This is a genomic window from Anaerococcus sp. HMSC068A02 (assembly GCF_001811125.1).
Taxonomy (GTDB): Bacteria; Bacillota; Clostridia; order Tissierellales; family Peptoniphilaceae; genus Anaerococcus; species Anaerococcus vaginalis_C.
Genome location: NZ_KV803771.1, coordinates 170,742 through 188,578, shown reverse-complemented (window position 1 = coordinate 188,578; position 17,837 = coordinate 170,742). Strand labels below are relative to the sequence as shown.

The window sequence follows — 17,837 nt, the reverse complement described above, 5'->3', positions numbered from 1 at the left end:
TATCTCCTTATGAATTTAAAATTTCACTTGGCTTTATATAGTAAGCATAGTTTTCTTCGATAGCTTTTATTAATTTTTGCATATTTTCTGACAAATCATCTAAGTTTTCTGTTTCAATTACTTTGCCATTTTCAAGTCTAACTAGATATTTATTACCATCTTTTAAGAAACCTGTATTTGTTGAATCATCAAAGTCTTCTTTTGTCCAAAATACTGTAAGTTTATCTTTGTAAGGACGTCCTGCGTGTGGGCAATAGAATCCACAGTTGCCACATTCGTTACACATTCCATCTAAGTGGATTATTTGATGAAGATTTTCAAATCCATCAACTTTTATTGCTACGTTTGCTCTGTTTGGACAAACTTCTGTACACATTTCACAAATTTGATTACATTTTAAACATCTGTATCCTTCATTTTTGCCTTGGATTTTTTCTTGAAGTCTTCCTCTTTTTTCAAAAATTATTTTGTTTTGTTCTTTAACTTCAAATTTTTCAAAATCATTTTCTAGATTTTCTTTTGCTAAAATATCAAGACAAACTGCTTTTGCTTCTCCCATTGCTTTTACAATAGTGCTTGCTCCAGCTCTACAATCTCCAATTACATAAACATTGTCGATATTTGTTTCGTAATTTTCTGTAGTTTTTACATTGCCCCAATCATCTAAATTAATATTATTTTCTTTGAATGCGCTTGTGTCAACTCTTGCACCTGTTGCACCAATTACTGTATCAAATTCAAGATCAAGTTTTTCTCCTGTTGAATTGATTGATCTTCTTCCAGATTCATCAAATGCCCCAAGCTCCATTTTTTCGCATTTTAAAACTTTTCCGTCATAAGAATAAGGAGCTACTAATTCATAAATTTTGTGTCCTTCTTCTTTAACATCATTTACTTCTTCTTGAGTTGCAGGCATGTAAGCTTCTGTTCTTCTATAAACTAAGGCTACGCTTTCAACTCCATCAAGTCTTGCTGCAGTTCTTGTACAATCCATAGCTACATCTCCTGCACCTACAACTGCAACTTTTTTACCAACATTTGCCTTGCCATTCATTCTTACATCCCATAAGAAATCAAGAGCATCAAGGATATTTTCGCTTCCTTCTTTTACTGGAGATCTTCCCTTCTCCCAAGCACCTGTTGCTGCAATTATATAATCATAATCTTTTTTCAATTCTTCGTAAGATTCTTTTACTTCAGAATCAAAAATAAATTTTACGCCTTGTTTTACAGCAATTTGGTAATCTCTTTCGATTTGTTCATCAGAAATTCTAAATTTAGGAATAACATGGCTTACAATTCCGTAAGGTTTTGATAATTTTTCTCTTACTGTAACGTTCATTCCATTTCTTCTTAGATAAGATGCTACAGCAATTCCACCAGGACCTGCTCCTATAACAAGAACTTTTTTGTCTGATTTTATTTCTGATTCTTTAATATTTTCTACAAACTTATCTTGAGCCTTATCAGCTGCTATAAGTTTCATATCTCTTATTTGAAGGCTCTTTTCATAGTCAACTCTTGTACAATGATCTTGGCAATAATGTGCACAAAGTTTTCCAAGAATTGTTGGTGCTGTATTGTCCATCGCAATAACTTCAATCGCCTTATCGTATTCACATTCAGCAACTAATTGCAAATATTCAGGAATTTGTTGTTGGATTGGACATCCACCATCTTTACAAGGAGCCTTGTAGCAATCTGTAAGTGGAAGAGTTGAATTTGTTTTTCTTGATCCAACTTTTTCTCTGTATAATTTATTATTAACCCATTCGTTTATGATTTTATCTCTAAGTTTTACAGTTTTTTCTACATCAACATCGTGGAGTTTATCGCTTAATAAATCCTCAGTTTCTTTTGCCAATTGGTTAAATCTTAAATATCCACCTGGTTTAAGAATTGTTGTAGCAACTGTAATTGGTTGACCTAAAGCTTCAAAAATTTCTTTAATATTTCTAGCATCAGCACCACCAGAATATGACATTGGAAGTTTGCCATCAAATTTTTCTGAAAGCATAGCTGCCATAGAAATAGTTAATGGAAGAAGAGCTCTTCCTGACATATACATTTCTTCTGCTGGAAGTTCATTTCTTTTTACATCAACTGGGAAAGTATTTGTAAGCTTTACACCAAAGGCAAGATCATTTTTCTTTGCAAGTTCTAATAATCTTTCAATCATAACAACTGCATCTTCGTATTGAAGGTCATCTTTGAAATGGAAATCTGTAAAAGAAATATAATCAAAGCCCATATCATCAAGAGTTTTTCTTGCATATTCGTAACCTAACATTGTTGGATTACATTTTATAAATGTAGATATTTTCTTTTCATCTATTAGATATGATGCAATTTTTTCAATTTCTTCTGCAGGACAACCGTGAAGGGTTGAAAGTGTTATAGAATCACAAATATTTGTGCTGATTTTTTCTAAATCTTTTTTATCAAATTTTGAAAATTTATCGATATTTTCTTCAAGATATAATTTACATTCTTTAAATACTTCTGTGTCTTTAGCATTTCTTAAATTTTCAATATATGTATCAATTTTTTCAGATTTTATTCCTTCAAGATCATAACCTACTGACATATTGTAAGCAAAATCTTTTTTATCAGAAATATTTAATTCTTTCGCCAAAGCAATAATTGCAAAATATGCTTTTACATATTCATTGTAAGCTTCTTTTACTGTAAGCTCTGTTGACCATTCACAGTTATAACATTCATCTTCCGAATTTATACATGGCTTTGCAACAGCTTTTTGTATATCTACTCCATCAAGTTTTTGAACTGTTTTTAGCTCAATAAATCTTGCTCCTGCAAGATAGGATGCTAGAATATTTTGGGCAAGTTGAGATTGAGGACCTGCTGCAGGGCCTACTGCTGATGAAATCTCATCGCCAAAAACAGTTTTTAACATTTTTCCTGATTCATTTTTGTAGAATTTTTCTTTTTTAATTCCAAAAATAGAACCTTCATTCTTATATTCTTCCAAAGCCCAATCCATTAGGTCTTTAAAAGGTATAGGTCTCATAAATTCACTCATTTTTTACTCCTTTTTTATGGGTTTTTATTTTTCAAACCGACCAAAATAGCGTTTTCTTTTTCTATAATTTTTTTGAAAAATTTACAAAGATGAGGGTAGGAGAACTTCCCTCTCTTTTTTATTTTTCTAGTATATTTTTAAATAAGCAATTTTTTATAAGAAAGTCTTCCGCCAAAAAAGTGCAAATGACTTATTTTATTTTTATAAAAACTGATTATTTATTTTGCTATTTTAAAGTCAAATTTATAAAAATCTATAAAATTTATATCAAGAAAGGCTTAAACCTTTCTTGATATTTTTAATTTATTTTATATATTCAAGTGGAAGAACTGCGTATGTTGCTGCACAAGTTACTAAGTCTTGTTTGAATGTAACTTCGTTTGGTGCGTGAGCTTGATCTTCTGCTCCTGGTCCAAATCCTATTACTGGAATATTGTGTCTTCCCATTATAGCAACACCGTTTGTTGAGAATGTCCATTTATCTGTTAATGGTAAATCTTTTCTCTTTTCAATTTCTTTTTCTACATTTGGAGCTATTCTCTTATCTCCATAAAGACCTTTGTATGCTCTTTCTAATGCTTTTGTTACTTCGTGATCTTCTGGAATTACCCATGTTGGGAAATAGCATTCTTGTTTTTTGCTTACGCCAGTCCATGATGGTCTTTCGTAATCATACATTGTAACTTTTGCGCCGAATTTTTTAGCTGATGGTAAATCTTCAATTTCTTTTATGCAAGACTCCCATGTTTCTCCAGCTGTCATTCTTCTATCAAGTGAAATTGCACAAGAATCTGCAACTGCACATCTTGATGGAGAAGTATAGAAAATTTGGCTTGTTGTAACTGTTCCACGTCCTAAGAAGTTTGCTTCTTTGTATTCAGGATTGTATTTTTCGTCAAGCATTTTTACAAGACCTTTTATTTCTACTGAATCGTCTGCTGGATTTTCGTTTAATTGTTCGATTTCATTAAGGATTTTTGCCATTTTATAAATTGCGTTATCTCCTCTTTCTGGAGCTGAACCGTGGCAAGAAACACCTTTAACTTCTACACGAATTTCCATTCTTCCTCTTTGTCCTCTGTAGATTCCACCGTCTGTTGGTTCTGTTGAAACTACAAATTCTGGTCTGATTCCTTCTTCTTCAATCATATATAACCAGCAGTTTCCATCACAGTCTTCTTCTTGAACTGTTCCTGTAACTAAAACTCTATATTTATCATTTAAGAATCCTAAATCTTTCATGATTTTTGCGCCGTAAACTGCTGATACGATTCCACCTAATTGGTCTGAGCCACCACGACCACCGATTAAATTTTCATCTTCAAATCCTTCGTATGGATCAAATTCCCAGTTATCAATATTTCCAATTCCTACTGTGTCAATGTGACCATCAAATGCGATTTGTTTTTCGCCTGTACCCATTTCGCCAAGTACATTTCCTTGACCATCAATCCAAGCCTTATTAAAGCCTAGTTTTTCCATTTCTTCTTTTATTCTTTTTGATTTATCGCCTTCTTCGCAAGATTCTCCATGTTTTAAGATTAAATCTCTCAAGAAAGCATTCATATCTTCTGAATAATTTTGAGCAGTTTCTTTTACTAAATCATAATTAATTTCTGTCATTTAAATCTCCTTTTAAATTTTAAAATTCTTATTTATTTTCGTCTTCTTTGTCAACTAATCTTTCTTTGTTAGCTTCAATTAATTTTTCAATTGTAGCTTTAGGATCTTTAACTTTTTGTAAGAAGATCATTGCAGCAATTATATATGGTTTAAAGCTTGCTTCTTTGTAAAGTGGATCTCTATATCTATCAAATACAGATTCGTCAACTTCTCCATCTTCGCATGAAAGTCCTGTTATATCTGCTGGAAGACAGTGCATGTATAAAGCTTTACCATCTTTTGTAAGTTTCATCATTTCTTCTGTACAAGCCCAATCCATGTGTTCTTTGTTTTGTTCAAGAAGTCTTTGTTCAAGCTCATCAATTCCTTTTTGATCTCCTTTTGCATAAAGGTCTGTTCTTTCTTCCATAGCTGCAAATGGTGCCCAAGATTTTGGATAAACTATATCAGCATCTTTGAAAGCTTCTTCCATTGAATTTGTTTTTGTAAAGCTTCCGCCGTATTTTTTAGCATTTTCTTCTGCAATTTCTTCAACTTCTGGCATTATTTCATATCCTTCTGGATGAGCTAAAACTACATCCATTCCAAATCTTGTAAATAAACCTGAAATTCCTTGAGGAACTGAAAGTGGTTTACCATAAGATGGAGAATAAGCCCAAGTCATAGCAACTTTTTTACCTTTAAGATTTTCAATTCCACCAAATTCGTGAATTACGTGAAGTAAATCTGCCATAGCTTGAGTTGGATGGTCAATATCGCATTGAAGATTTACAAGGTGTGGTCTTTGTTCAAGAACGCCGTGATCATATCCTTCTTGTACATATTCAGCAAAGTCTTTCATATATTTGTAGCCTTTGCCTATATACATATCATCTCTTATTCCAACTGTATCAGCCATAAATGAAATCATGTTAGCTGTTTCTTTTACAGTTTCACCGTGAGCTTGTTGTGATTTTCCTTCGTCTAAGTCTTGAACTTCAAGTCCTAGCATATTTGCAGCTGATGCGTATGAAAATCTTGTTCTTGTTGAATTATCTCTAAATAATGAAATAGCAAGTCCTGAATCAAAGATTTTTGGAGAAATATTTTTTTCTCTCATTGCTCTTAATGTATCAGCAACTGTAAAAATTGCTTCAAGTTCATCTTGTGATTTATCCCATGTGTGGAAAAAGTCATCGTGGTATAAGTTTTCAAAATCTAAGCCTTCTAATTTTTCTAATAATTTGTTAATATCTTGTGTCATTAATTTTTTCTCCTATCTAATTATTTTTTTATATTCAAATTTTTCATCGTTTGTATAATATCCATCCCAAACTACTTTTCTGTAGTGTTCGAAGTCTGTATCGCCTTCTGTTGAGATAAATAAAATTACTGAATTTTCATCTAATTTTAATTTTTCTTTTATATCTTTTAAATCTTCTCTTTGTAAAATTTCACTAACAGCTCCAACAGTTGCTGCTCCAGATTCTCCAGATATAACTCTCTCATCTTCTCCAATTGGATTTCCCAAAATTCTCATTCCTCTTGCAGCTGCACTATCTGGAACTGATAAAAATGCGTCAACGTAAGATTTTAAAATTGGGTATCCAACAGTAACTGGTTCTCCACAAGCAAGTCCTGCCATGATTGTATTCATTTCGCCTTCAACGTTGTGGATTTTGCCGTCGTTTATTTTTGCTGTTAAGTAGTTACAATTTGCTTTTTCTGGTTCGATTAGTCCTATAAAAGGTTTCTCACTTCCCTTAAATTCGTCTGAGAAAAATCCTGTTACTCCAGTTGCAAAAGAGCCTACTCCTGCTTGTAAAAAGATGTGAGTTGGTTTTTTGCCTGCTTCTTTTAATTGATCAGATGCTTCTTTTGCAAGAGTTGAATATCCTTGAATGATCCATGTAGGAATTTCTTCATATCCTTCCCAAGCTGTATCTTGAACCATAATATATCCTTTTTCTTCAGCATATTTATTGGCAAGCCTTACGCAAGCATCGTAGTTAAGTCCATCCATAATGTCACATTTAGCGCCAGTTTTTCTGATATTATCTCTTCTTTCAAGAGCTGATCCGTCAGGCATCAATACCACACAATCTTGTTCTAATTGTTGGCTTGTCCAAGCAACTCCTCTACCATGATTTCCATCAGTTGCTGTAATAAAAGTTACCTTGCCTAATTTTTCTTTGATTTCAGGAGAAATCAATTTCTCATAAGGTAGATCATCTAAATCCATATCAAGTTTTTGGGCTATGTATTTTGCCATAGCATAAGATCCTCCCAAAACTTTAAAAGCATTGAGACCAAATCTTAATGACTCGTCTTTGACAAATATATCCTCCACACCAAATAAATCTGCAAGATTGTTTAATCTTTTTAATGGTGTTACAGAATATTGGGGAAAGCTCGCATGAAATTTTTGAGCTTTTGAAGATTCTTCTTCATTAATAAAACTTAAATCAGCTAAATCTTCCAAATTTCTTTCATTTAAAACTATATTAAAACTCTCTTTCAATCTTTTCTCCTTTCTAGAACTTCTTCTGGCATTATAGTAACATATCACACATCAAAATGCAATACTTTTTAAAAATGTTTTCAAAAAAATTTTTTAATTTTTATTTTTTAATATTTTTCTATTTTAAATTTTTATTTTTTTACGAAATTTTTTGAAAAATTTCTATTTAAATTTTTTCTTTCATTAAATTTTTCCTATAGTATAATTTAAATATATTCTTTAAAATTCAATAATTTATAGAAAGAAGGAAGATATGTCTAATATAGAACTAGAAGTTTGCGGGGGTTGTAATGCGAAAATCCCCCAAGAAAGTCTAGGCGAAACTTTATCTTCTATTAAAAATTTTAAAAGAGATGATGTTTTGATTGGATACGATACCATGGACGATTGTGCCCTTGTAAGAGTTGATAAAAATAATGGAATTGTATCTACCCTAGATTTTTTTCCGCCGATGGTTTCTGACCCATATATTTTTGGACAAATCGCTGCGGCAAATGCCCTATCAGATATTTATGCTATGGGAGCAGAACCAATTTGTGGGCTAAATATTGTTTTGTTTCCTGAAGATGAAAATATAAATATTTTGAAAAAAATTCTCCAAGGAGGTGCAAGCAAGGTTATAGAAGCTGGTGCATCTCTTGTAGGCGGTCATTCAATTCATGATCCAAAAATAAAATACGGACTTTCTGTAACGGGAAAAGTCGATATTGATAAGGTTTGGAAAAATAATACGCCAAATGAAAAAGATATTTTGATTTTAACCAAGCCTTTGGGTGTAACTTTAGTTACAAACGCCTACGGGATTGATATTCTTGGTCAAGAGGAGATGGATAAGGCCATTTCTTCTATGATATTTTTAAATAAATATGCCAAGGAGATTTTGGAAAAATATAGGATAAGCTCAGCTACTGATGTTACTGGTTTTTCTTTTATGGGCCACTTATCAGAAATGCTTGGCGATAAATATTCTGCCATAATTGATTCTAAAAATATCCCAATCCTTGATGGAGCAAAAAAAGCTGCAAGCGAATTTGTTTTTACCAAGGGAGGACAAAGAAACAGAATGCATATGGAAAATATGGTGGAATTTCTTGTTGACGACTTTGCTCTTGAGGAAGTTTTATACGATCCTCAAACATCTGGAGGACTTTTGGTAAGTATTCATAAGGATGATGCAAAAGACGCCTTGGAAGAATTAAGAAAAAATAATATAAATGCAAAAATTGTTGGTCAAATAAGTAAAAAATATGATAAATCAATATTTATCGAATAAAAATAAAGGAGTATGAAAATGAAAGAAATTGATGCTAGAGGAATCGAATGTCCAATGCCTGTAATTATGGCAAAAAGAGAAATTAAAAATGGAGAAGAAAATTTTTATGTGCTTGTAAATGAAGATATTGCTGTAGAAAATTTGAAAAAACTTGCAAAAGAAACTAACTTTGATATTGAAATCGAAGAAAAAGAAGATGGAGTTTTCAAATTAACTTTTAATAAAAATGAAGAAAAAACAGAGAAAGATGATAAGGAAGAAAGCCTATCTTCTTCTTATGTTGTAGTTTTTGATTCTGATAAAATCGGAGATGGAGATGAAGATTTCTCAAAATCTCTTTTGGAAAGCTTCTTAGTTTCAATAACTGAAGCTGATGTTCTTCCAAAATATGTAATTTGCTACAACAAGGGAGTATTTTTGACAACACAAAGAGAAAATACCATAGAAGATTTGAAAAAACTTGCTGATAATGGAGTTGAAATTATCTCTTGCGGTCTTTGCCTTGACCACTATGGAGTAAAGGAAGAATTAAAAGTTGGAAGAGTTTCAAATATGTACGAAATTTCTTCATTAATGAGAACTCATCACACCATTAGACCATAATGGAATATGTAATTTATACTTTCAAATCGTCAAATTTAGCCTATCTTGCCCTAAGCAAAGTCGAAAGTGAAAATATTAGGGCAAGGCTAGTCCCTCTTTTGCCAGAAATTGATGCAGGTTGCGGACTTTGTCTTAGGTATGAAAAAAAATTTGATGAAAAAGTAAAAGAAATTTTTTCAAAATATAAGCTCGATTTTGAAGAAAAGTTTGTGCTTATTTATAAAGAAAATGACAGAAAGCCAGAGGTTAAAGCTTATGATTTATCTTGATAATGCTGCAACTACAATCGACAAGGACGAATCAGTCGCAAGGGCAGTTTATAATGCAATAAATTCAAAATCTTTTGGCAATCCCTCAAGAGGAGCCTACAAGGTTAGCCTTGATGCCCTAAATTTATTAATGCAAACTAGAAAAAATGTCGGCTCTTATTTCGGTATGGACAATCCCTTAAATGTGGTTTTATGTCCAAACATAACTTTCGCCCTAAATTTTGTGATAAAATCACTTTTTACAAAAGGCGACCACGTCATAACAAGTCTTGCAGAACACAATTCTGTCCTAAGACCTCTTTATGATTTGGCAAAAAACGGAACAGAGCTTTCTTTTATCGATATAAAAGATGATTTTAGCCTTGATCTTGAAAAAATCGAAAGTTTAGTCAAAAAAAATACAAAAGCCCTAGTAATTACAGGAGCATCAAACGTATCAGGAGTTTTGACAGACCTTGATAAGGCTTATGAAATTTGCAAGAAAAACAATCTTAAATTAATAATTGATGGGGCCCAAGTTGCAGGATATGTGCCTTTTGATATAAAAAAATATCCCGAATCAATATTTTTATTTACAGGCCACAAGGGACTTCACGCTCCACAAGGAACGGGTGGATTTATTGTAAATGGGGATTTTGATTTCAAACAAGTTTTTGCTGGTGGATCAGGTTTTGATTCATTTTCAAAAACACAGCCTCATGTCTTGCCAGATTTATTTGAGCCAGGAACTGCAAATGTTCATTCCTTTGCAGGACTAAAAAGTGCCATAGAATTTTTGAAAAAAAATCCTCAAAAGGATATAAATGAGCTTACAAAAATTTTATATGAGGGCTTAGAAGAAATTGATGGAATAAAATTTTATTCAAATATAAATTTAAAACACGTTCCAATAATTTCATTTAATATAAAAGATATTCCAGCAAATTATATAGCAATGAAACTATGGGATGATTACGAAATTTGCGTAAGAGCAGGCAGCCACTGTGCCCCACTTTTTCACGAAAAAATGGGAACAAAAAAACAAGGCATAGTAAGGATGAGCCTATCATTTTATAACACAAAAGAAGAAATAGAAAAAACGATAGAAGCTGTAAAAAATATAGCAAAAGAAAAAAGCTAGGGTAATCCTAGCTTTTATTTTAAAAACATTATATTTTCTTCATCAAAAGTGAAATAAAGCTCTTTTTCCTTTTTCAATTTTTCCCATTTTTCTTTTTCTATAAAAACTGTAATTTGTCCTTCGCCTTTTTTTTTTCTTATTAGTAGGCAAGTGTTGAAAGTTTGGTCGATTTCTTTTATTATTTCCATTTGGAAAGAATTTTTTTCTTTTTTATTTTTGGAAATTTCTACATCATGACCTCTTATGCCTATAAATTTTTCATTGTGATTTTTTTCTAAATCTAAATCAAGGTTCCAAGCCTTGGCTTTATAAATATTTTCTCCAATTTTTTCAACTTTTGAGAAATTTTTGCAACCTGATAGCTCTGCTGCTGCCATGGTTTCTGGATTATGAAAAAGCTCCTTGGTTGGTTTTTTTGCTTCTGATTTTCCTTTTGTCATTATTACAATGTCATCGCACATTCTGTATATTTCATCTCTATCGTGGGAGACAAAAAGGGTTGGTATTTTATATTCTTCTATAATTTTTCTAACTTCAAGCTCAATTGACCATCTCAAATATCCATCGATTGCTGAATATGGCTCGTCTAACAAAAGAATTTCTGGTTCGTTTACCAAAATTCTTGCAAGAGCTGCTCTTTGTTTTTCTCCACCAGAAATCATTTCTGGCATTGAATTTTTTATATGTCCAATATGAAGTTCTTCTAATTTTTTATTTATTATTTTTTCAGAATTTCTATTTTTTCCCCTAAGTCCAGTTTTTATATTTTCATAAACTGTCATATTTGGAAAAAGTGCGTAATCTTGAAATAGATAGCCAACTTTTCTATCTTTGGTTGGTATATTTATTTTTTTATCTTTATCAAAAAGGATTCTATCATTTAAAACTATTCTTCCATAATCTGGTTTTATAATTCCTGCTATTGCTTTTAGGGTTAAGCTTTTGCCAGAACCTGACGCTCCCAAAATTCCCAAAATTCCTTCTTCATTTGTAAATTTTGCATCAAGTTTAAAATTTGTAAATTCTTTTTTTATTTCAACATCAAGCATAATTTTTTTCCTTTGGATTTGTATCTTCTAAGAAATTTATGGCAACAAGAACAACAAATGAAATCAAAACATTTATCATAACCCACTTATAAGCAACAGCGTCTTGACCGATTCTCCAAAATTGATAAACAGTTGTTGAAATGGTTGCAGTTTTTCCTGGAGTGTAACCGCTTACCATGGATGTTGCTCCATATTCTCCAAGGGCTCTTGCGAATGATAAAACTAAACCTGCCATAACGCCTTTTTTGCAATTTGGCATCAAAACTTTCCAAAAAATCCATGTATTTGACTTGCCCAAAGTTTGAGCAGCGTATGATAAATTTTGGTTATAAGCTTCAAAAGCTCCTCTAGTTGTTCTATACATCAAAGGAAATGTTACTATAACTGTTGCAAAAATTGCTGAATACCAATTCATTATAAGAGGAAATTTAAAATATTCTACTGCGATTTTTCCTAGTGGCGAATTTGTTCCTAGAATTTTTATTAGAAAAAATCCTACAACAGTAGGAGGCAATACCAAGGGTAAGGTTAATACCACATCTATTGCCCCCTTTACTTTTGCAGGTAATTTTTTAATATAATAGGCTGCAAATATACCAAGAAAAAATATTATTACCGATGATATACTTGCAATCCTTATTGAATTATATAAAGGATATAAGTCCATATCTATTTATTTAATGCCTTTATTTAATGGCTTAAATCCATATTTATCTAAAATTTCTGATGCTTTTTCGCCTTTTAAAAATTCTAAATATTTTTTGCCTTCTTCTGGATTTTTTGAATTTTTAAGTAAAGCTGCTGGATAAATTACTTTATTTTCTAGCATTGAATCATCAGCTACTGCTACTGTTTCAAGTCCTGCTGTTTTTGCGTCAGTTTTATAAACTATTCCACAATCAGCAGCTTTTTCACTTACCCATGATGTAACTTCTTTTACATTTGAACCAAGTGTAACTTTATCTTGAATCTTATCCCAAATTCCTAAATTTTTAAGAATTTCTTCTGAATATTGTCCAACTGGAACGTCAGCATTTCCTAGAGCGATTTTTTCTACTTCATCTTTTTCAAGATCTTTAAAATCTTTGATTTCTTTTTCATTTCCTTTGGCTACTGCAAGAGTTACTTCATTTTCAAGTAAATCAAATCTTGTTTCTTTGTCTATTTTTTCTTCTTTGTCAAGTTCATCCATTTGTTTTTGAGCTGCTGAAACAAATACATCACAGTCTGCTCCCTCATCAATTTGAGTTTTTAATGTTCCTGATGAATCAAAGTTGAATGTTAAATTAAGATTTGGATTTTCTTTTTCAAATTCTGTTTTTAATTCTTCTAAGGCTTCTGTCATTGAAGCTGCTGCGAATACTACAAGGTCTTTTTTCTCCATATTGCCCGCATTTTCATTTGATTTTTCTACGCTTGCATTTGAATTTGACATAGCTTCATTTGAATTGTTGTCATTTTTTTTGTTATTAGCACAGCCTGCTGTTCCGATTAATAATGCTCCTGCTAGAGCTGTCATTGCGATTTTTTTAATATTCATTTTCTTCTCCTAAAATTTTAATTTCATCACCTGTTTTTATTACGCCTTCTTTAATTACTTTTGCAAATATTCCCTCATAAGGCATAATACATTTTCCTACACTTTGCTTTATGGCGCAGCCCTTGTGACATTCTTTTCCAATTTGACTAACTTCCAAAATGCAATCGCCAATTTTTAATTTTTTTCCTATTGGAAGCTCATGCAAAATTATTCCTTGGGTTGTAATATTTTCTGCAAAATCCCCAAAAGCAAATTTGCGATTTTCATTTTCCATTTTTCTAATTGATTCTACTGCCAAAAGGCTTACTTGCCTGTGCCACTTTCCTGCGTGGGCATCATTTTCTAGCCCAAAATCTTTTTTAAATAAACCCTGACCTATCTGTTCCTTTCTCACACCCTTTGTCTTTGAAATATTTATTGATAAAACTGTTGCGTTAATTGTGTCCACTATTATCCCCTTCTAATATATCTAAGCCATGACTTAAAAAAGGCAAAATTCCTTCTATACTTTCTATGACAGCCTTGGGAGATCCTGGTAGGTTTATAATTAAAGAATTATTTTTTATTCCAGAAACTGCCCTTGATAAGGCCCACATATGAGTTTTTTCTTTTGAAATCAACCTTATTGCCTCGCTTATGCCTGGCGTTTGTTTTTCTATTACTTTTAAACTTGCCTCTGGTGTATTGTCCCTTTTTGAAAGCCCAGTCCCACCAGATGTTAAAATTAATTGGATATTTTCATCAACCAATTTATTTAATTCATTTTCAATATTTTCCAAATCATCGTTAATTATAGACTTATAAACCATCTTATAATTTTCTGGCATTGTTTTTGCACAAGCGTCAATACATCCGTCTTTATTTTCTCCGCTTGATCTGGTATCAGAAATTACCACAAAAGCGTAATTATAAATTTTTTCTTTCATAAAGACCAGATTTTCCTCCTGATTTTTTTACTAAATATATATCTTTTATAGTCATAGACTTATCAAGAGCCTTGCACATATCATAAACTGTCAAAAGACCAGCTGAAACTCCCGTCAAAGCTTCCATTTCAACGCCGGTTTTTCCTTGGCACTTAACTTTTACTTGGCAAAATAATAAATTCCCCTCAAAATTAAAATCTACATTTATTCCATTTAATAAAAGTGGATGAGCCATAGGAATTATTGAAGATGTATTTTTTACAGCTTGAATTGCTGCAACTTGAGCAATAGCAAGAACATCTCCTTTTTTTATTTTTTCATTTTTTATAGTTTCTATCGTTTCATTTTTTAATTCAATTGAACCTTTGGCTATGGCTTCTCTTTGGCTAATTTCTTTTTGAGAAACATCAACCATTTGCCCCCTGCCATTTTTGTCTAAATGTGTAAACATTTATCCTCCTATCCTATACATGGATTCTTTTATAACTTCTTTTTCCAAATGATGTCTTTGAGGTTTTTTCATAAGAGCCTCATCAATCAATTTTTCTATGTCCTTATTTTCTCTTATAGCTTTTTTCAAATCTATTTGTAAATCCGAATGAAGGCATGGTCTAATTTTGCCATCTGCTGTAAGTCTTAATCTGTTGCAAGTAGAACAAAACTTGTGGCTTAAAGGCTCAATTAGTCCAAGTGTATAATCAAAATCTGGTACTTTGTAAAGACTTGTCGGCGAATGAGTATCGGGATTTTTTATTGGAATTAAATTTAATTTTTTTATAATTTCATCGCTTGAAATAAATTTATCTTTTGAAAAATCTGCCGTATCTCCTATTGGCATTAGCTCAATAAATCTAAGCTCTATGTCATTTTCTTTGGCAAATTTTATAAAATCATAAATTTCTACATCATTAAATCCCTTTATCAAGACACAATTAATTTTTATTTTATAGGTAAAATTTTTAGCATAAGAAATTGCATCAAAGACTTTTTTTAAATCGCCACCTTGACTCATCATCTTATATTTTTCAGAATCAAGGCTATCAAGAGAAATATTTAATCTTTTTAGTCCATTTTCCCACAAAATTTTTGCCTTTTCTTTTAGAAAATATCCGTTTGTTGTCATTGCCAAATCTTTTAGTCCATCAATTTCAGCAAGCATTTTTACCAAACTTTCTACATTTTTTCTAACTAAAGGCTCGCCACCAGTAAGTCTTATTTTTTTGATTCCTTTTTTTACAAAAATTTTGCTTATTTCATTAATCTCTTCTAGAGTCAACATATCTTCATGATTTTTTTTGCAAGAAAGACCATCTGGCATACAATATTTGCACCTATAATTACAACGGTCTGTAAGAGATATTCTCAAATAATCTATTTTTCTTTCATACTTATCAAGCATATAATCAACTACTTTCTATATTTTTATAATATCCTAGCTTAAAACCAAATAAACAATATTTTTAAAATTTTTAAAAAAAATTGAACTTGGAAAGAAAGTAAATCTTCTAAATCTCATTAAATAACTAAAGTGAAAATTAAAAGATTTGCCCTCTTACACCAAGTTCACTATTAGCTTAAAGCATTTCTATAAAAGCTGCAATTCTTGTGTTTATTTGTCCAATATCTGTTTTTGAAAAATCTGTTTCCAAAGATAGGTATGGGATATTTTTTTCTTCTGTTACAAATTTTCTAATTGATGTAGTTTCTATTGCATAAGTGTGGCAAGCTTGAAGCTCTACATCCAAAACTGCATCAACTTTATATTTGTCGATTAACCTATCCAATAAATCAAATCTGTTTTTATTCGGGCTCATCACTGAACAACCAATATCTATGTATCTTTTTGCAATCGCCTTTATTGGATCGTCTGTATTTTCTTCTACAAGTCTATCATAATTTTTTTCGCCTGTACAGTTTTCGTAACTTACAACAACTGCCCCATTATCTTCAACAGCTTGTATGACTTTTTCAGTTGCTCCACCGATTGGACAACCTGTAATTAAAATTCTTGGTTTTTTCGGACGATTTTCATCATATTCTGCCATAATTTTTTCTGCCAATTTATTAAGCTCATCAGCAAGATTTTCCCTATCAAATTTAAAAGTTGAACCATACAAAACTTTAAAATAATCATAGCCTGACATAGGAGTTGGATCATTTGCCATAGTTGATGCAAGATTTTTGAAAGCTTTTCTAATTTTATTTTCAAGCTTAATTTGATTTTCTAAATTTTCATCAGAAATTTCTACTCCAAAAGTATCTTCAATTTTTTCTTTTACTCTAATAACTTCTTTTTCCCAAAGATTAAGGGCATCTTCTCCTTGGTTGTGAGGAAGATTCATAACATGAACTGGTTTAAATTCTCCCATAAGCTCATACATTTTTTGCTTTCCATCACAAGTAGTTTCCCCTATTACCAAATCTGAAAAATGAAAAAATGGACACTTGTCTGTGATTGCAAATCCATAAGATGATTTTATCAAAGGACAAAGATTAATTGGCAAATCTTTTTCAGCCTCACTTATAGTTTCATCTGATGTAGAACAGAGTGAAACTGTTCTTGCTCCCATGGCTTGAGCAATTTCTCTTGGAAAATATGTACAATACATCCCAACAACAGGCTTTCCACTATCTTTTATTTTTTTAACTTGCAAAAAAGAATTTTTTCTTTGCTCAGCAAATTCTTCAAAAACTTCTGGTAAATCTTTTACTAATTTCATTTTATCTCCTTGTGATAAAACACTTTTATGGCTTTATTTATAAATTCAAATCAAAAACAATTATATATCTAAAATTTTTAAAATCTTATACGATATATTTTCATCATTGAGGATTTTTTTTATTTTTTCAAAATTTTCATCATCAAATCTAAACGCCAAACCGCAACCTGCTCCAAATTCTTCTGGAACTGGAATTAATTCTCCATTTATTTTTTTGTTTTTGCAAAAATTTTCCATCAAAAGAGCATCGTTTGTCGTATCAAATCCTGCAACAAGTTTCATATATCCTCCTCATATTTATAAGTAGAGTATAACATATCACTAAATCCTTTTCAATGAAACGTTTGTAGATATTTATATTTCTGTTATAATATTTTTGTATAGAATAATTTGATAAAAGAGGAATTTATGAGCGAGAATAGTAAAAATAAAGTTAAAATAAAAAAAATAAGCAGGACTTTTGTAAAAGACGAGGCCTATAATTTGCTTGCACAAAGAATAATTAGCGGAGAACTTAAACCATGCGAAAGACTTAGAGTCCAAGAGCTTTCAGATGATTTGGGAATTTCTAGAACTCCAGTAAGAGAAGCTTTGTTGCAACTTGAAAGCGAGGGCTTAGTAATGACCAAGGCAAATCGTTGGACAATAGTTGCTCCTATAAATCCTTGTGAAGCAAAAGATATTTATCCAATTATCTATAGCTTGGAGGAGCTTGCTTTGATTGAAGCTTTCGACAAAATTGACGAGAATTTTATTGAAAAAATTCAAGATATTAATGAAGATATAAGTTATTTTCATAGAAAAAAAGACCAATTAAAAACTATAAAAAAAGATAACGAATTTCACGATGCTTTCATTGAACTTTCTGGAAATGCTGAAATAAAACCAATTATTGATAAGCTAAAAAGAAGAGTTGAAAGAATGGAAATTTATTTTTTTGAAACAGGCGATGAAAATTTCACAACTTATAAGGAGCACATGAACATAATTAACGCCTTAAAAGAAAAAAATTTGGATAAGGCAAGAAAATTTTTAGTTGAAAATTGGAAATCAACCATACATACTATAAATAAACTTTCCAAGGATTTGGAATTTGAAAATATAGAAGACCAAATAAAATAAATTAAAGGCTTTTGTAAAATATTAAAAATTTTACAAAAGCCTTTTTTTA

At 31.3% G+C, this 17,837-nt stretch carries 18 protein-coding genes; 5 read left to right on the top strand and 13 right to left on the bottom strand.

Translation table 11 applies throughout. The annotated features are described in order from the left end of the window. Positions 1–7: 7 nt before the first annotated feature. The 4 genes from ygfK to dpaL all read right to left on the bottom strand — a co-directional run bounded on the left by ygfK (position 8) and on the right by dpaL (position 7,166). Positions 8–3,043 carry a putative selenate reductase subunit YgfK gene (gene ygfK / locus HMPREF2782_RS08050; RefSeq protein WP_070642167.1) on the bottom strand — a complete coding sequence of 1,012 codons (3,036 nt, stop codon included), beginning with the start codon at positions 3,041–3,043 and terminating at the stop codon, positions 8–10. Between the two features lie 303 nt (positions 3,044–3,346). Further along, the gene (locus HMPREF2782_RS08045) at positions 3,347–4,666 is read right to left on the bottom strand and encodes a YgeY family selenium metabolism-linked hydrolase (RefSeq protein WP_083304911.1); all 1,320 of its coding nucleotides are present in this window, start codon (positions 4,664–4,666) and stop codon (positions 3,347–3,349) included. Positions 4,667–4,694: 28 nt separating this feature from the next. Then, a complete protein-coding gene (gene ygeW, locus HMPREF2782_RS08040) occupies positions 4,695–5,909 on the bottom strand; it encodes a knotted carbamoyltransferase YgeW (RefSeq protein ID WP_004839385.1) in 1,215 nt (404 codons plus the stop codon). 12 nt (positions 5,910–5,921) lie between these two features. Then, positions 5,922–7,166, bottom strand: coding sequence for a diaminopropionate ammonia-lyase (gene dpaL / locus HMPREF2782_RS08035; protein WP_070642165.1), 1,245 nt, complete (start codon positions 7,164–7,166; stop codon positions 5,922–5,924). Positions 7,167–7,419: 253 nt separating this feature from the next. Here dpaL and selD point away from each other — a divergent pair, with 253 nt between their 5' ends. Genes selD through HMPREF2782_RS08015 form a run of 4 tightly spaced genes read left to right on the top strand, consistent with a single transcriptional unit; the run spans position 7,420 to position 10,431 of the window. Beyond that, positions 7,420–8,439, top strand: a complete 1,020-nt coding sequence (gene selD, locus HMPREF2782_RS08030) for a selenide, water dikinase SelD (RefSeq protein WP_070642163.1) — start codon at positions 7,420–7,422, stop codon at positions 8,437–8,439. 18 nt (positions 8,440–8,457) lie between these two features. Continuing rightward, positions 8,458–9,042: a sulfurtransferase-like selenium metabolism protein YedF gene (gene yedF / locus HMPREF2782_RS08025; RefSeq protein WP_070642160.1), complete on the top strand. Its 585-nt coding sequence runs from the start codon at positions 8,458–8,460 to the stop codon at positions 9,040–9,042. Further along, entirely contained in the window at positions 9,042–9,311 is a 270-nt protein-coding gene (locus HMPREF2782_RS08020) for a putative Se/S carrier protein (protein WP_070642156.1), read from the top strand. The genes yedF and HMPREF2782_RS08020 overlap by 1 nt, the downstream gene beginning before the upstream one ends. Further along, positions 9,298–10,431 (top strand): aminotransferase class V-fold PLP-dependent enzyme, encoded by a 1,134-nt coding sequence (locus HMPREF2782_RS08015; protein ID WP_070642154.1) that lies wholly within the window; start codon positions 9,298–9,300, stop codon positions 10,429–10,431. The genes HMPREF2782_RS08020 and HMPREF2782_RS08015 overlap by 14 nt, the downstream gene beginning before the upstream one ends. Before the next feature lie 14 nt (positions 10,432–10,445). Here the strand turns inward: HMPREF2782_RS08015 and HMPREF2782_RS08010 are convergent, their stop codons facing one another. The 9 genes from HMPREF2782_RS08010 to HMPREF2782_RS07970 all read right to left on the bottom strand — a co-directional run bounded on the left by HMPREF2782_RS08010 (position 10,446) and on the right by HMPREF2782_RS07970 (position 16,948). Next, positions 10,446–11,480: a sulfate/molybdate ABC transporter ATP-binding protein gene (locus tag HMPREF2782_RS08010; RefSeq protein WP_070642151.1), complete on the bottom strand. Its 1,035-nt coding sequence runs from the start codon at positions 11,478–11,480 to the stop codon at positions 10,446–10,448. Further along, the gene (modB, locus tag HMPREF2782_RS08005) at positions 11,473–12,147 is read right to left on the bottom strand and encodes a molybdate ABC transporter permease subunit (RefSeq protein ID WP_070642149.1); all 675 of its coding nucleotides are present in this window, start codon (positions 12,145–12,147) and stop codon (positions 11,473–11,475) included. The genes HMPREF2782_RS08010 and modB overlap by 8 nt, the downstream gene beginning before the upstream one ends. Positions 12,148–12,153: 6 nt before the next feature. After that, positions 12,154–13,020, bottom strand: a complete 867-nt coding sequence (gene modA / locus HMPREF2782_RS08000) for a molybdate ABC transporter substrate-binding protein (protein ID WP_070642147.1) — start codon at positions 13,018–13,020, stop codon at positions 12,154–12,156. Further along, positions 13,010–13,468, bottom strand: a complete 459-nt coding sequence (locus tag HMPREF2782_RS07995) for an MOSC domain-containing protein (RefSeq protein WP_070642143.1) — start codon at positions 13,466–13,468, stop codon at positions 13,010–13,012. Before HMPREF2782_RS07995 ends, modA begins: the two co-directional genes overlap by 11 nt. Beyond that, on the bottom strand, positions 13,455–13,946 hold the full coding sequence (locus HMPREF2782_RS07990) for a MogA/MoaB family molybdenum cofactor biosynthesis protein (protein WP_070642140.1): 492 nt from the start codon (positions 13,944–13,946) through the stop codon (positions 13,455–13,457). The genes HMPREF2782_RS07995 and HMPREF2782_RS07990 overlap by 14 nt, the downstream gene beginning before the upstream one ends. Continuing rightward, a complete protein-coding gene (gene moaC / locus HMPREF2782_RS07985) occupies positions 13,927–14,397 on the bottom strand; it encodes a cyclic pyranopterin monophosphate synthase MoaC (protein WP_070642136.1) in 471 nt (156 codons plus the stop codon). The genes HMPREF2782_RS07990 and moaC overlap by 20 nt, the downstream gene beginning before the upstream one ends. Then, the gene (gene moaA, locus HMPREF2782_RS07980) at positions 14,398–15,345 is read right to left on the bottom strand and encodes a GTP 3',8-cyclase MoaA (RefSeq protein ID WP_083304910.1); all 948 of its coding nucleotides are present in this window, start codon (positions 15,343–15,345) and stop codon (positions 14,398–14,400) included. A gap of 175 nt (positions 15,346–15,520) precedes the next feature. Continuing rightward, positions 15,521–16,666, bottom strand: a complete 1,146-nt coding sequence (locus tag HMPREF2782_RS07975) for a double-cubane-cluster-containing anaerobic reductase (RefSeq protein ID WP_070642132.1) — start codon at positions 16,664–16,666, stop codon at positions 15,521–15,523. 60 nt (positions 16,667–16,726) lie between these two features. Then, positions 16,727–16,948 carry a putative Se/S carrier protein gene (locus HMPREF2782_RS07970; protein ID WP_070642129.1) on the bottom strand — a complete coding sequence of 74 codons (222 nt, stop codon included), beginning with the start codon at positions 16,946–16,948 and terminating at the stop codon, positions 16,727–16,729. Between the two features lie 126 nt (positions 16,949–17,074). Here HMPREF2782_RS07970 and HMPREF2782_RS07965 point away from each other — a divergent pair, with 126 nt between their 5' ends. Continuing rightward, positions 17,075–17,788 (top strand): GntR family transcriptional regulator, encoded by a 714-nt coding sequence (locus tag HMPREF2782_RS07965; RefSeq protein ID WP_070642127.1) that lies wholly within the window; start codon positions 17,075–17,077, stop codon positions 17,786–17,788. Positions 17,789–17,837: the final 49 nt, after the last annotated feature.